Source organism: Amycolatopsis sp. CA-126428, assembly GCF_002904335.1.
Taxonomy (GTDB): Bacteria; Actinomycetota; Actinomycetes; order Mycobacteriales; family Pseudonocardiaceae; genus Amycolatopsis.
This window is the reverse complement of the sequence record NZ_PPHF01000041.1, coordinates 1-14,938: the sequence shown is the minus strand read 5'-3', so window position 1 is coordinate 14,938 and position 14,938 is coordinate 1. Positions and strand designations below refer to the sequence as shown.

At 70.5% G+C, this 14,938-nt stretch carries 13 protein-coding genes; 10 read left to right on the top strand and 3 right to left on the bottom strand.

Annotated features, from left to right (window positions below; translation table 11 throughout):
- Positions 1-5: 5 nt before the first annotated feature.
- The 7 genes from C2L58_RS12445 (at position 6) to C2L58_RS12415 (ending at position 10,026) form a co-directional block, all read left to right on the top strand.
- Positions 6-1,979, top strand: a complete 1,974-nt coding sequence (locus C2L58_RS12445; RefSeq protein ID WP_103337726.1) for an alpha-L-fucosidase — start codon at positions 6-8, stop codon at positions 1,977-1,979.
- Positions 1,980-2,001: 22 nt separating this feature from the next.
- Positions 2,002-3,087, top strand: a complete 1,086-nt coding sequence (locus C2L58_RS12440) for a ricin-type beta-trefoil lectin domain protein (RefSeq protein WP_103337725.1) — start codon at positions 2,002-2,004, stop codon at positions 3,085-3,087.
- A gap of 154 nt (positions 3,088-3,241) precedes the next feature.
- Positions 3,242-3,991: a GH12 family glycosyl hydrolase domain-containing protein gene (locus tag C2L58_RS12435; RefSeq protein WP_233225688.1), complete on the top strand. Its 750-nt coding sequence runs from the start codon at positions 3,242-3,244 to the stop codon at positions 3,989-3,991.
- A gap of 166 nt (positions 3,992-4,157) precedes the next feature.
- Positions 4,158-5,159, top strand: coding sequence for a cellulose binding domain-containing protein (locus C2L58_RS12430; RefSeq protein WP_103337724.1), 1,002 nt, complete (start codon positions 4,158-4,160; stop codon positions 5,157-5,159).
- 34 nt (positions 5,160-5,193) lie between these two features.
- A complete protein-coding gene (locus tag C2L58_RS12425; RefSeq protein ID WP_199191234.1) occupies positions 5,194-6,582 on the top strand; it encodes an endo-1,4-beta-xylanase in 1,389 nt (462 codons plus the stop codon).
- A 59-nt stretch (positions 6,583-6,641) separates the two neighbouring features.
- Positions 6,642-7,973: a glycoside hydrolase family 43 protein gene (locus C2L58_RS12420; RefSeq protein ID WP_199191236.1), complete on the top strand. Its 1,332-nt coding sequence runs from the start codon at positions 6,642-6,644 to the stop codon at positions 7,971-7,973.
- A 43-nt stretch (positions 7,974-8,016) separates the two neighbouring features.
- Positions 8,017-10,026 (top strand): family 43 glycosylhydrolase, encoded by a 2,010-nt coding sequence (locus C2L58_RS12415; RefSeq protein ID WP_233225687.1) that lies wholly within the window; start codon positions 8,017-8,019, stop codon positions 10,024-10,026.
- Positions 10,027-10,166: 140 nt separating this feature from the next.
- On the opposite strand, the gene C2L58_RS12410 is transcribed toward C2L58_RS12415, so the two are convergent.
- Positions 10,167-10,736 (bottom strand): alpha/beta hydrolase, encoded by a 570-nt coding sequence (locus C2L58_RS12410; protein WP_103337743.1) that lies wholly within the window; start codon positions 10,734-10,736, stop codon positions 10,167-10,169.
- Positions 10,737-10,795: 59 nt separating this feature from the next.
- Between C2L58_RS12410 and C2L58_RS12405 the strand changes: the two genes are divergently transcribed.
- Both C2L58_RS12405 and C2L58_RS50375 read left to right on the top strand, forming a co-directional pair.
- Positions 10,796-11,785: a cation:proton antiporter domain-containing protein gene (locus C2L58_RS12405; RefSeq protein WP_233225690.1), complete on the top strand. Its 990-nt coding sequence runs from the start codon at positions 10,796-10,798 to the stop codon at positions 11,783-11,785.
- The gene (locus C2L58_RS50375; RefSeq protein WP_233225685.1) at positions 11,782-12,228 is read left to right on the top strand and encodes a hypothetical protein; all 447 of its coding nucleotides are present in this window, start codon (positions 11,782-11,784) and stop codon (positions 12,226-12,228) included. The genes C2L58_RS12405 and C2L58_RS50375 overlap by 4 nt, the downstream gene beginning before the upstream one ends.
- A gap of 18 nt (positions 12,229-12,246) precedes the next feature.
- On the opposite strand, the gene C2L58_RS12395 is transcribed toward C2L58_RS50375, so the two are convergent.
- Positions 12,247-12,924 (bottom strand): TetR/AcrR family transcriptional regulator, encoded by a 678-nt coding sequence (locus tag C2L58_RS12395; protein WP_233225684.1) that lies wholly within the window; start codon positions 12,922-12,924, stop codon positions 12,247-12,249.
- 133 nt (positions 12,925-13,057) lie between these two features.
- Between C2L58_RS12395 and C2L58_RS12390 the strand changes: the two genes are divergently transcribed.
- Positions 13,058-13,993 carry an NAD-dependent epimerase/dehydratase family protein gene (locus C2L58_RS12390; RefSeq protein WP_103337719.1) on the top strand — a complete coding sequence of 312 codons (936 nt, stop codon included), beginning with the start codon at positions 13,058-13,060 and terminating at the stop codon, positions 13,991-13,993.
- 19 nt (positions 13,994-14,012) lie between these two features.
- Here C2L58_RS12390 and C2L58_RS12385 read toward each other — a convergent pair whose 3' ends face one another.
- The gene (locus C2L58_RS12385; protein ID WP_103337718.1) at positions 14,013-14,438 is read right to left on the bottom strand and encodes an STAS domain-containing protein; all 426 of its coding nucleotides are present in this window, start codon (positions 14,436-14,438) and stop codon (positions 14,013-14,015) included.
- Between the last annotated feature and the right edge of the window lie 500 nt (positions 14,439-14,938).

Here is a 14,938-nt window from a genome sequence, read left to right as displayed (position 1 = left end):
CCGCGATGTCTTCGTTCGAGCTGTCCAGGCGCAAGCTGATCGTGGTGGCCGGGGCCGCCGCGGCCGCCGGCGTGTTCCGCGTCCGCACCGCGTGGGCCACCGAAGGCCCCGGCAGCTACACGCCGAGCTGGGCCTCGGTGGACCAGCACCCGCCGGCCCCGGAGTGGTTCCAGGACGCCAAGTTCGGCATCTACTACCACTGGGGCGTGTTCAGCGTCCCGGCGTTCGGCAACGAGTGGTACCCGCGGAACATGTACATCGGCGGCTCCAACGAGAACAACCACCACAAGGCGGTCTTCGGCGATCCGTCGGCGTGGCCGTACCAGAACTTCATCAACGGCGCCCGGGACAAGGCGGGGAACTGGGTGCAGTTCGCGCCGAAGCTGAAGTCCGCGGGCGGGAACTTCGACCCCGCCGAGTGGGCCCAGCTCTTCGCCGACGCCGGGGCGAAGTTCGCCGGCCCGGTCGCCGAGCACCACGACGGCTACTCGATGTGGAACAGCGCCGCCAACGAGTGGAACTCGGTCAAGACCGGGCCCAAGCTGGACCTGCTGCGGCTGCACGCGGACGCCATCCGCGGGAAGGGCCTCAAGCTGCTGACGGCGCTGCACCACGCGTACCACTTCACCGGGTACTACGACCACGTGCCGAACCAGCCGACCGAGTCGCTGCGGCGGCTGTTCGGCCAGAACGGCCGGGCCGCGGAAAACCAGCTCTGGTACGACAAGCTCCGGGAGGTCGTCGACGGCTACCAGCCCGACCTCGTCTACCAGGACTTCAACCTGACCCAGGTCGACGAGGCGCAGCGGCTGAACTTCCTTTCGCACTACTACAACCAGGCCGTCGCGTGGAACAAGGACGTCGTCGCCACCTACAAGGACGGGTTCGACAACCGCGGGGAGGTCTTCGACTTCGAACGCGGCGGGCCGGGCGACCTGATGAGCCCCTACTGGATGACCGACGACAGCATCTCGAGCTCCAGCTGGTGCTACACCAACGGCATCGGCTACTACTCGATGAAGGCCATCCTGCACTCGCTGCTCGACCGGGTCAGCAAGAACGGCACCATGCTGCTGAACATCGCCCCGATGGCCGACGGCACCATCCCGGCCGGGCAGCGCACGATCCTGCTCGGCATCGGGAACTACCTCAAGCGGTTCGGCGAATCCTTCTACGGGACCCGCGCGTGGGCCGTGTACGGCGAGGGACCGACGAAGATGGGCGGCGGCTCGTTCACCACCCCGGTGGAAGGCACGCGGACCGACGTGCGGTTCACCCGCAGCAAGGACAACACCGTGCTGTACGCGACCGTGCTGGGCTGGCCCGGGAGCACCTTCCCGATCACAACGCTCGGCTCGAACCGGATCAACCTGGGCAACCTGGTCTCGGCGCAGCTGCTCGGCCCGGACGCCGGCGCGGCCACCGCCCTCCCCATGCCGGTCCAGGACGCTTCCGCGTTGCGCGTCCAGCTGCCTTCGGCGAACCCGCCGTTCGACGCGCCGGCGTACGTGGTGAAGCTGACCTTCTCCGGCCAGGTTCCCACGCCCGGCTCCGGTCCCCTGCCGACCGGCTGGTCGCGGATCGCGAACGTCGCCACCGGCCTGGTGCTGGACGGCGGCGGCAGTGTCGCGGCCGGCTCCCCGCTCAAGCAGTGGAACTGGGACGGCAGCACCAACCTGCAGTGGCAGCTGACCGACGCGGGCGGTGGCTACGTCCGGATCGTCAACCGCACCAACGGGCTGGTCGCCGACAGCCGGGGCAACACCGCCAACGGCGCCACCTGCGCGGAGACGGCGTGGACCGGCGCCACCAGCCAGCAGTGGCGGCTGACCGGCCTCGGCAACGGCCGGTACCAGATCGTCAACCGGGCCACCGGCACGGCGCTCGACGGCATGGGCAGCACCGCCGCCGGCTCGAGCGTGGGCCTGTGGACCCCGAACAGCAGCACGAACAACCAGTGGACCATCACCGCCGTCTGACGGCGGCCGGCGAGGAGACAGCATGCGTACACGATTCGGGTGGCTGGCCGCGGCCGCGGCGGTCCTGGCCGCTCTCCTTCCGGGCACCCCGGCCGCCGCCGAATCGAACGGCGGGGTCCGGGTCATGCCCCTCGGCGACTCCATCACCGAGGGCACGCAAGTGCCCGGCGGGTACCGGATCGGGCTCTGGCAGCGGGTCACCGCGGGCGGCTACCAGGTGGACTTCGTCGGTTCGCAGTACAACGGTCCCGCCACCCTCGGCGACCACGACCACGAGGGGCACCCGGGCTGGCGCATCGACCAGATCGACGCGAACATCGCCGGCTGGCTGCGCACCAGCACCCCGCACACGGTCCTGCTGCACATCGGCACCAACGACATCCTGCAGAACTACAACGTCTCGGGCGCGCCGGGCCGCCTGTCCGCGCTGGTCGACCACATCACCGGGGCGGTACCGGACGCGGAGGTCTTCGTCGCGACGATCATCCCGATCGCCAACAGCGGCCAGGAAGCCGCCGGGCGCACCTTCAACGCCACGATCCCCGGCATGGTGCAGAGCAAGCAGAACGCCGGCAAGCACGTGCACCTGGTGGACATGCACGCCGCCCTGACGGCCGCCGACCTGACCGACGGCGTCCACCCCACGGCCACCGGCTACGACAAGATGGCCGCGGTCTGGTATGCGGCGCTGCAGTCGGTCCCGGGCAGCATCGGCACCCCCGGGCAGTCCTCGGCGAGGCAGCTCGTCGGTACGCAGTCGGGCCGCTGCGCCGACGTCGCCTCCTCCGCCGACGGCACCCCGGTGCAGCTGGCCGACTGCGCCGGAGCGCCGTGGACGACCACCGGCAAGCAGCTGACGACCGCGGGGAACAAGTGCCTGGACGCGTCCGGGCAGGGCACCGCCGACGGCACCCCGGTGATCATCTGGACCTGCTCCGGCCAGGCCAACCAGCAGTGGACCGTCAACGCCGACGGCACGATCACCGGCGTGCAGTCCGGCCGGTGCCTCGACGCGACCGGGCAGGGCACCACCGCCGGGACCAAGCTGATCCTGTGGACCTGCAACGTGCAGGCGAACCAGAAGTGGACGCTGCGCGCGGCCTCGTGACCGGCTCGTTCCCCATTGCGTCCGGGACGCCGGGAACGCATTCGGAAAATCGATCACCGCCCTCCTCTTTTATCCGGCCGCCCGCTGTGGTTACATCAATGGCGATTCGAATGAGAGCGCTCCCAGAAAACGCCACGACGACGTGGAGGAGATCATGAAACTGAGGAACGCCCTGTCCGCGGCCTTGCTCGCCGCGGCCAGTGTCGCGGCGCCCGTCGCCGTCGCCCCGGCCGCGCACGCGGACACCCTGATCTGCGACCAGTACGGCTCGACCACCATCGGCGGCCGGTACGTCGTGATGAACAACCGCTGGGGCAGCAGCGCGCAGCAGTGCATCAACGTCACCGGCAGCGGGTTCCGGATCCAGACCCAGCAGGGGTCCACCAGCGGCGGCGCGCCGTTGTCCTACCCGGCCGTCTACCTCGGCTGCCACTACTCGAACTGCTCCCCCGGCAGTCCCCTGCCCCGGCAGCTCAGCCGGATCGGCAGCGTGCCGTCGTCGATCTCGTACAACTACGTCGGGAACTCGGTTTTCGACGCCTCGTACGACATCTGGATGGACCCGACCGCGAAGACCAACGGGGTCAACCAGATGGAGCTGATGATCTGGTTCAACCACACCGGTAACGTGCAGCCGGTCGGCGGCCGGGTGGGCACCACCAGCATCGGCGGCCGCAACTGGGACGTGTGGCAGGGCAACAACGGCGGCAACGACGTGGTGTCCTACGTGGCCCAGTCCACCATCTCGGGCTGGTCGTTCAACGTGATGGACTTCGTCAACGACGTCGACAACCGCACCCGCGTCGACCGGTCCTGGTACCTCACCAGCATCCAGGCCGGCTTCGAACCGTGGAGCGGTGGCGTCGGGCTCGCGGTCAACTCGTTCTCCGCGAGCGTGAACTAGGCCGGAAACCGGCGGCCGGGCGCCACGAAGGCGCCCGGCCATCGGCCCCGGTCACTGTTAGCGCTAACGTTCCACCGGGCAATTCCGGAACTGCCGGCGACGAAAGTTTCGGAAACCAGTCGAAAAGTAATTTACCCCGGATCCGCGGTCCCCGAAGGATTCACCGATGAAACTCGCCAAAATCTTCGCCGGTGCGCTGGCGGCCTGCGTCGCGCTGGGTGTCGTGCCGGCGGTCGCGGAAGCCGCCGCCGCGGTGCCGATCATGCCGCTGGGCGACTCGATCACCCAGGGCGGCTCGATCGGCGGCTACCGGCTCGACCTCGGCGCGAAGCTGCGGGCCGACGGGCGCTCGATCGACTTCGTCGGCTCGCTGGCCGACGGACCCGCGAGCATGCCCGACCGCAACCACGAAGGGCACCCGGGCTGGACCATCGCGCAGCTCGACGGATCCGTCACCGGCTGGCTGAACACGTACCACCCCCACACGATCCTGCTCCACATCGGCACCAACGACATGTACGGCAGCGACCCGGCCGGCGCGCCGCGGCGGCTGTCGGCCCTCGTCGACCGGATCACGAACCTGGCGCCCGACACCGAGCTCTTCGTCGCCACGATCATCCCGATCCGGTTCGCCGACCCGGCCGTCCGCACCTTCAACGCGGCGATCGCCCCCGACATGCGGGCCAAGGCCGCCGCCGGCAAGCGCGTGCACTTGGTCGACATGTACCCCTCGGTCGCCATCGCGGACCTGCCCGACGGCATCCACCCCGACGCGGCCGGCTACAGCAAGATGGCCACCACCTGGTACAACGCGCTCAAGGCGGTCCCGGGCAGCATCGGCGGGGACCCGCAGCCCCCGACCGGGGGCGGCCCGTGCACCGCGACGCCGCGGATCGTCGGCACCTGGAACAACGGCTTCCAGGGCGAAGTGACCGTCGCGAACACCGGTGCCGCGGCGTTCACTGGCTGGACCGTCGGGTTCACCCTGCCCGCCGGCCAGAGCCTCGGCCAGGTCTGGGGCGGCACGGCGAGCGGCACCAGCGCGGTGACCGTCAAGAACGCGAACTACAACGGCGCGCTCGGCGCCGGCGCCTCGACGACCTTCGGCTTCCTCGTGTCCGGCCCCGGCACGGCGAGCCTCGACGCGGCCACGTGCACCAGCCCGTGACCGCGAACCCGTACCCACGAATGAAGGTGTGCACATGAAGATGACATCGCGGTCGCTCTCCCGAGCCGCACTGGCCTCGGCTTTCCTCGCGACGACGCTCGGGGTTTCGCTGGTGCTGGCCACGTCCGCCACCGGCGCGGCCTCGACGCTCGGCGCGGCCGCCGCCCAGTCCGGCCGGTACTTCGGCGCCGCCGTCGCGGCCGGCAAGCTCGGCGACTCGACCTACGTGAACATCCTGAACCGGGAGTTCACCATGATCACGCCCGAGAACGAGATGAAGTGGGACGCCACCGAGCCCAACCGGGGCCAGTTCAACTACAGCGGCGGCGACCGGATCCTCAACCAGGCGGTCAGCACCGGCAAGCGGGTGCGCGGGCACGCCCTGCTGTGGTACCAGCAGGAACCGGGCTGGGCGCAGCGCATGGAAGGCTCCGACCTGCGCCAGGCCATGATGAACCACGTCACCCAGGTCGCCACCCACTACAAGGGCAAGATCTACGCCTGGGACGTCGTCAACGAGGCGTTCGCCGACGGCGGCAGCGGCGGCCGCCGCGACTCCAACCTCCAGCGCACCGGCAACGACTGGATCGAAGCGGCCTTCCGCGCCGCGCGGGCCGCCGACCCGGCCGCCAAGCTCTGCTACAACGACTACAACACCGACGGCGTCAACGCCAAGAGCACCGGCATCTACAACATGGTCAAGGACTTCAAGTCCCGCGGCGTCCCGATCGACTGCGTCGGCTTCCAGTCCCACCTGTCCGGCAACCCGCCCGGTGACTACCAGGCCAACCTCCAGCGGTTCGCCGACCTCGGCGTCGAAGTCCAGATCACCGAGCTCGACATCGCCGGTTCCAACCAGGCCAACGCCTACGGCGCTGTCACCCGCGCCTGCGTCGCCGTCGCGCGCTGCGCCGGCATCACCACGTGGGGCATCCGCGACACCGATTCCTGGCGCACCGGGGAGAACCCGCTCCTGTTCGACGGCAACGGGAACAAGAAGGCCGCGTACAACAGCGTCCTCGACGCGCTGAACGCCGCCACGCCGACCAACCCGACGACCCCCACGACGCCGACCACCCCGACCACGCCCACCACGCCGACCACGCCGACCACGCCGACCACGCCGAACCCCAGCGGCTGCAGCGCCTCGGTCTCGTTGAACTCGTGGAACGGCGGCTTCGTGGCCACCGTGAAGGTCACCGCCGGAAGCTCCGCCCTCAACGGCTGGCGGGTGACGACGAACCTGCCCTCCGGCGCGGCCGTGACCAGCTCCTGGAGCGCGAGCAACAGCGGCACCACCGGCAGCGTCACCTGGTCCAACGTCTCCTACAACGGCACCGTCGCGGCCGGGCAGTCGACCGAGTTCGGCTTCCAGGGCACCGGCAGCGCCGAGGGCATCACGTCGACCTGCGCAGCGAGCTGACCCCACTCCCCGACGAAGGAGCGACCATCGTGCACCACCGAAAGCGCGTACTCGCCTGGATGACCGCGGCCCTGTGCGCGATGGCCCTCCTGCCCGGCACCGCGCACGCCGACAACCCGATCGTGCAACACATCTACACCGCCGACCCGGCGCCGCTGGTGTACAACGGCCGCGTCTACCTCTACACCGGGCACGACGAGGACGGCTCGACCTACTTCACCATGAAGGACTGGCGGGTCTGGTCGTCGGCGGACATGGTCAACTGGACCGACCACGGCTCGCCGATGAGCCTGGCGACGTTCAGCTGGGCCAAGCAGGACGCGTGGGCCGGGCAGGCCGTCGAGCGCAACGGCAAGTTCTACTGGTACGTCCCGGTGGTCAACCGGGCGACCGGCCGGATGGCCATCGGCGTCGGCGTCGCGGACAGCCCCACCGGGCCGTTCCGCGACGCCATCGGCCACCCGCTCGTCGAGAACGGCGAGATCGATCCCACGGTCTTCATCGACGACAACGGCCAGGCGTACCTGTACTGGGGCAACCCCAACCTGTCGTACGTGCGGCTCAACACCGACATGACGTCGTACTCGGGCGGCATCAACCAGATCCCGCTCACCACGGCCGGGTTCGGCACCCGGCCCAACGGCGGCAGCCGCCCGACGCTGTACGAAGAAGGCCCCTGGGTCTACAAGCGCAACGGCACGTACTACAACGTGTTCGCGGCGAAGTGCTGCTCGGAGTTCATCGGCTACTCCACCTCGCCCGGCCCGACCGGCCCGTGGACCTACCGCGGCACGGTCATGCCCACACAGGGCAGCAGTTTCACCAACCACCCGGGAATCGTGGACTACAAGGGCGGCTCGTACTTCTTCTACCACAACGGCGCCCTGCCCGGCGGGGGCGGCTACACCCGCTCGGTGTCGGTGGAGAAGTTCGCCTACAACGCCGACGGCAGCATCCCCACCATCACCATGACGAACAGCGGGCCGCCGCCGGCCGACACGCTGAACCCCTTCGTCCGGCAGGAAGCCGAGACGATCAACTGGGAAACCGGGATCGAGACCGAACCGGCGTCCGAAGGCGGCATGAACATCGGGTGGATCGAGAACGGTGACACCGTCAAGGTCCGCAACGTCGCGTTCGGCGCGGGCGCGAAGACGTTCACCGCCCGCGTCGCCTCCGCGAGCGCCGGCGGCACGATCGAGGTGCGCCTGGGCAGTGCCACCGGCACGGTGGTGGGCCGCTGCACCGTCGCGGGCACCGGCGGCTGGCAGACGTGGACCTCGGTGTCCTGCCCGGTCAGTGGCGTGACCGGCACCCAGGACCTGGTCCTGCGGCTCACCGGCGGCAGCGGCTACCTGTTCAACGTGAACTGGTGGCAGTTCTCCGCCTGAGCTTTCCCCTTCGACCCCCTGCTGACCGGAAAGGACATACGTGGTGTCACGCCGACGATCCCGGGCGGCCGCCTCGGCCCTGCTCGCCGCGACCGGCCTCGCCGGCGCCGTCCTGGTGGCGACCCCGGCCGCGCACGCCGCGGCCGGGTGCTCGGTCACCTACACGAAGACGTCCGAATGGCAAGGCGGCTTCGGCGCGTCCGTGTCGATCACCAACCTCGGTGACGCGATCGACGGGTGGACGCTGACCTGGTTGTTCACCGGCGGCCAGCAGGTGGGCCAGCACTGGAACGCGACCATCACCCAGACCGGGGCCACCGTCAACGCGAAGAACGTCGCCTACAACGCGGCCATCCCCACCGGCGGCAAGGCGGAGTTCGGCTTCAACGGCTCGTTCACCTCGGCCAACCCGACCCCGTCGGAGTTCCGGCTCAACGGCACCCTCTGCACCGGCGGCGTCGAGCCCACGGCCACGACGACCCCCACGACCCCGACCACCCCCACCACGCCGACGACCCCGACCACCACGACCACCACGACCACCCCGAACCAGCCGTCGACCTTCACGAACCCGGTGCTGTGGCAGGACTTCGCCGACGACGACATCATCCGCGTCGGCAACACCTACTACTACTCCGCCTCGACGATGCACTACTCCCCCGGCGCGCCGATCCTGCGCTCCTACGACCTGGTGAACTGGGAGTTCGCCGGCCACTCCGTGCCCAAGCTGGACTTCGGCGCGAAGTACGACATGAACGGCGGCCGCGGGTACGTGCGCGGCATCTGGGCGTCGTTCTTCAACCACCGCGCCAGCAACGACACGTTCTACTGGGGCGGCTGCGTCGACTTCGCCAAGACCTACATCTACACCGCCACCGCGGTGGACGGGCAGTGGTCGAAGCACACCACGATCGACAAGTGCTACTACGACGCGGGCATGCTCGTCGACGACGACGACACGATGTACGTCGCCTACGGCAACACCACCCTCAGCGTCGCCCAGCTCTCCAAGGACGGGAAGACCGAAGTCCGCTCGCAGCAGGTCTTCCAGACGCCGTCGAACATCGGCACGCTCGAAGGCTCCCGGTTCTACAAGCGGGGCGGGAACTACTACATCTTCACGACCCGGCCGGCCAACGGCCAGTACATCCTCAAGGCCAGCAACCCCTTCGGGCCCTACACCATCCAGCAGGTGCTGCTGGACCTGCCGGGCCCGGTCTCCGGCGGCGGTGTGCCCCACCAGGGCGGGCTGGTGCAGACGCAGAACGGCGACTGGTACTACATGGCCTTCGTCGACGCCTACCCCGGCGGCCGGGTCCCGGTGCTCGCCCCGGTCACCTGGACGGCCGACGGCTGGCCGAAGCTGCAGACGGTCAACGGCCGCTGGGGCACGACCTACCCGAAGCCGAACCTGCCACCGCCACCCCGCCAGGTCGAGCCGATGACGGGCACCGACACCTTCCCGGGACCGGCGCTGAGCCCGCAGTGGGAGTGGAACCACAACCCCGACACGACGAAGTTCTCGGTCGGCAACGGGCTCAAGCTGTCCACGGCGACGGTCACCAACGACCTGTACTCCGCCCGCAACACCGTGACCCACCGCATCCAGGGGCCGTCCTCCACGGCCACCGCCACGCTCGACCTGACGTCGATGCGCGACGGCGACCGCACCGGCCTGGCGATGCTGCGCGACTCCTCGGCGTACATCGGCGTCAAACGCGACGGCGGCCGCAACCGGGTGGTCATGGTCAACGGCCTCACCATGGACGGCAACTGGAACACCACCGGCACCGGCACCGAAGTCGCGAGCGCCGACCTGCCCGGCAGCCGGATCTGGTTGCGCGCCAACGCCGACATCCGCCCCGGCACCGGCCGCCAGGCCCGGTTCTCCTACAGCACCGACGGGGTGAACTTCACCCCGCTGGGGTCGGCGTTCACCCTCAACAACGCCTGGCAGTTCTTCATGGGCTACCGGTTCGCCGTCTTCAACCACGCCACCCAGGCACTCGGCGGCTCGGTCACCCTCCAGCGGTTCGACCTGACGGCGCCATAGCGGCGGAACTTCGCCGGCCCGGCTGTTCGCCGGGCACGGCGAAGGTCCGGTCGACCTGCCAGAACACCTAGATCGGCGGCTGACCCGGGCATCCCCCTCCCACAGCTGGTCGTGAGTGGTAAGGCGGGTTAGAACCCGCCTTACCACTCACGACGGGGGGTCTGCTGGAACACGCCGGCCGCGAAGGCGAGCAGGTGCGGGAGCGTCGCCCGGGCCGTGCGCCAGGTGTGGCCGAAGCCGTCTTCGGTGTGCACCTCCGCCTGCTGACCGCGTGACCGCAACGCGTCCGCGATGCGGCGTGCCTCGGCCACGTCCCCGGGCGCCCCCGTTCCGGCCGCGAGCACGGCCGAGACCGGCTGCGGGAACGGCATCGTGCCCACGTACTCCCGCGGCGTGTTGGCGCCCGCCGACGCACCGAGGGCCTTCCGGTTCTCCGGCGTGTCGTACGGCATGCTCAGCAGCAACGCGCCGAATTCACCGCTGTGGCGCAAGCCGACGTTCAACGCCGCGAAGGCGCCGCTCGACATCCCGCCGAGCGCGCGGTGCTCCCGGTCGGCGAGGGTCCGGTACCGGCGGTCGATCGCGGTCACCACGCTGCGCGCCAGGTACGTCTCCAGCCGCGGGCCGCCCGGGACGTCGAGACCCTCCCGGTTGCGGCCCGGCTTGCCCGCGCTGAGGTCGACGCTGACCGGCGGACGGCTCTGGGGCAGCCCCGGGGTCGGTCGCCCGGCTCCTGCTCATCGCGCTGCCCCTGAGCCTCGGCTTGGCGATGCTGCTCGGCTGGGCGCTGTTCCCGGGACTGTCCTGGCCGGTCCTGCTGCTGATCGCCGGGGTCGTCATGCCGATCGACTTCGCCCCGGCCGAGCGGCTGGTCCGCGACCGGGCGGTGCCGGCCCGCGTCCGCAGCGTCGTCAACGTCGAGAGCGGGTACAACGACGGGATCGTCTCCCCGCTGTTCCTGTTCGCCCTCATCCTGGCGGGCGACCAGGACCAGCACCGGACACCGCCGGCGGCGCTGGGGACCGTGGTGCCCTTCGCCCTGAAAGCCGTCGTCGCCGGCGTGGTGCTTGGCGCGCTGCTGGCCTGGCTGATGGACCGCGCCCAGCGCCGCAACTGGATGACCGGGCAGTCTTCGCGCGTCGCGGTCCTGCTCACGCCGCTGCTGACCTACACGGTGACCGTCGGCATCGACGGGAACGGCTTCGTCGCTTCGTTCGTCTGCGGCATCGCGTTCCGCTACGTCCACCGGCAGGCCCAGGCGCGCTTCCTCCGCGGAACGCCGGCCGCACGGCGCGCGGCCGGCGGCCCGGTCCTCGGGCCCGACCTGCGGCTGCTGGAGGACGTCACCGCGCTGATGACCACGGTCATGTGGTTCATGGTCGGGGTGTCGGCGGTGCTCATCGTCTCGCTGGGCGGCTCGTGGCAGGTGGTGCTGTTCTGCGCGCCGGCCCTTACCCTGGCCCGCGTGGTCCCGGTGCTCCTCTCCCTGGCCGGCTCCGGGTTTTCGGCCCGCGAGCGGCTCCTGGTGGGCGTGCTCGGCCCCCGCGGGACGACGTCGATCGTGTTCGGGTTGCCGGCGTTCAACCGCCTTCCGGAGGGCGGGACCGCGGACACCATCCTGACCATCACCGTCACCTGCGTCCTCGGCAGCGTGCTGCTGCACGGCGCCGGCGCCGAACCCGCGAAACGGTTCCTGCGCGAGCCGGGCCCGCCGGTCGGCGAGACCAGGCCGGCCGTGGCCGCCCCGAAGGCGCCATGACCGGCCGCCGTCTCGTGGAGGTCCTTCACACGCTCCGGGCGACGTACACGGCCGAGACGGACGCCTGGCAGCTGAGCGGATCAACCTGGCAGGCGACCGTGATCGTCAGCCCGGGCCACTGGCTCGGCCTGGAGTTCACGGCCCGCGACCCGGTGACGGGCCGGCGCGCCACGTACGACATCGACACCGATCTGTACGACATTTCCCAGGACGAGCAGCGCTGGTTCGCCGAGGAAATCGAACGGGACATCATCGAGTTCCTCGGCAACCTGCGCCGCGGCGCGGTGCTGCGCGGAACCGACGGGGCGAAGTTCGTGCTGGTGTTCCCGCTGGACGGGGCGTACGTCCGCGTGACACGGGGCCGCTTCACGACGAGGGCGTCGACGCACGCGGACCTCGCCACCGCGAAAGCCGGCGACGGTGACTACGTCCCGGTGGACTGAGCGCAAACCCGGCGCGGGTCACGGCAGCCCGGCGAGGTCGGCCAGCAGGGCCATGTGGTGCTCGAAGTACTCGGCGCGCGCCGCGATCATGTCGTCCAGCCGGTGGAAGACCTCGAAGTTGAGCTGGCCGAACAGGTGCGTCCACGCGAGCAGCACCCGGTCCAGGCACTCCTCCGGCAGGTCCGTGGCCTGCTGGCCGATCAGCCGCCGCAGGTCGGTGCGGACCGGGCCGGGCAGCGGCCGGGGTGAACTCGGCTTCCCCGGGACGTCGCCGACGATGGCGGCGAGCAGGAGGATCACCTTCGACGCGGGCGCCACGGTTTCCGGCGGGGCGGCGTAGCCGGGCACCGGGTTTCCGTAGAGCAAGCCGTATTCGGCCGGGTGCGCGAGCGCCCAGGACCGCACCGCGCGGCACACGGCCAGCCACCGGCCGCGCGGGTCGTCGCGCGGGACCGCCGCTTCGGCGGCTTCCGCGGCCGCGCCCAGCCCCTCGTACGCGTCGATGATCAACGCGGTCAGCAGGGCGTCGCGGCTCGGGAAGTACCGGTACAGCGCCGAAGGGACGATGTCCATGTCCCGGGCCACGGCCCGCAGGGACAGGTTCGCCCCCTCCTCGGCGAGCCGGCGCCGGGCGGCTTCCTTGATTTCCTGGTGCATCTCCGAGCGGACCCGGGCACGCAGCGACGAGGCGGACACCACTCCAGTCTCGCACACTTCCGAGAACACCCGATCTCGGCGAGAACAGTGTTCTTGACGGCGGCCACCCGGCCTCAGTACGGTGTTCTTGTTCGAGAACACTGTTCTCGCCTGGGTGGAAAAGGTGGTCCCCATGTCCCTGCACGTCATCGTCGGAGCCGGTCCGGTCGGCTCGGCCACGGCTCGTCTGCTCGCCTCCCGCGGCGAAGAGGTCCGCCTGCTCAGCCGCAGCGGCCGGGGCCCGGCGGTCGACGGCGTCCGGCTGATCGCCGCCGACGCCACCGACGCCGCCACCCTCGCGCGGCACGCCGAAGGCGCGGTCGCGCTGTACAGCTGCGGCGGACCCGCCTACCACCGCTGGGCCACCGATTGGCCCCCGCTCGGGGCGGCGCTCCTGCGAGCCGCCGAGACGAGCGGAGTCCCGCTCGTGACGACCGGCAACCTCTACGCCTACGGCGCCGTCGACGGCCCGATCACCGAGCACCTGCCGATGCGGCCCAACTCGGTGAAGGGCGAGGTGCGGGCGAAGCTGTGGGCCGACGCGCTGGCCGCGCACGAAGCCGGCCGCGTCCGCACGGCCGAGGTGCGGGGGTCCGATTACCTCGGTGCCGGCGCGCTTTCGTCGTTCACCGCCCTGGTCCTGCCGAAGGTGCTGGCCGGCAAGCGAGCCTCCGCGCCGGCCGACCTGGACGCCCCGCACAGCTGGACCCACGTCGGCGACGTCGCCCGCACGCTGGTCGCGGTCGCGGCCGACGAGCGGGCCTGGGGCCGGCCGTGGCACGTGCCGACGGCACCGGCGATGTCCGTGCGCCGGCTCGCCGGGCGCGCCGCGGAACTGGCGGGCGCACCGGCGGCCCGCGTCACCACGATGCCCGGCCTCGTGTTGCGCCTCGGCGGGCTCTTCAACCCGATGGCGCGGGAGATGGTGGAGGTGGAGTACCAGCTGCGGCGGCCGTTCGTCCTCGACTCGTCGGCCGCGACGGCGGCGTTCGGCATCGAGCCGACGCCGACCGGCGAAGCACTGCGGGAGACGATCGACGGGCTGCGCGAACCCGCCACACCCCGGTGAGAGGACGCGGCTCGAGCCGTCAGCTCTGGCCGGGGATCTCCGTGGCGCGTTCCCACCCGGACGGCAGGCGGCTGACGTTCAGCGCGTGGTCGAGCCCGCTGGCCGACAACGCCCGGCGCACCACCCGGTTGTCGCCCGTGACGACGCGCAGCGTCGCGTTTTCGCGGACCACCCGCGCCTGGATGCCGCCGAGGGCCGCGAGGCCCGCTCCGTCGAGGAAGTCGACCCCGGACAGGTCGAGCACCAGGACCGGGAACCGGCGGTGCGCCCACGTGCTCAGGGCTGACCGCACCTGGGGTGCGCTGTCCGCGTCGAGCGCGCCGCGGATGCGGACCATGACCGCGCCGAAGTACGGGCGGATGACCTGGATGTCGAACGCAGTGCGCTGTTCGCGCTTCGACGGCGCTACGGGGATCGCCGTCGCTGGGGGCTGGACGACTAACATTCCACGCCTCATTCGCAGATGACGTGACGAGCGGGTCGTTCTCGACCGACCCGCTGGGTCGCTGGCAAGTTCGGGGACGGATGCTGCTGAACCGCACTTTGCAGCGTAGTCCTTGATCCGAACGGCGCAACCCCGCCAACGGCCGAACCCCCTACCTCCGCACGAGGCCCGCACGCGCGCCATCCAAACCACCCATCCGGGTGAATGGTGATCGGGAAACCGGGACGAAGCACGGTTTCCCGATCACCCCCGATCCGGTTGCCGATCGTCTGGTCGTTCTGCCCGGGTCGAAGATCATCCGGCCGGTGCTCCAGGTCCGGCCCTGGTCGGTGGCGCGGGAGAAGCAGCTCGGTCCTCGGTAGGGGAACGCGTGCGTGTACGCGCTGGGTTTGGCGTGGCTCCGCGGTGAGACCAGCGGTCACCGTCTCCTAGTACTACAGGGCTAGATCTCTAGCATCTGCAGTTGGAGGCGTCGGCGGAAGTGGTGTCTTCGCGCGCTT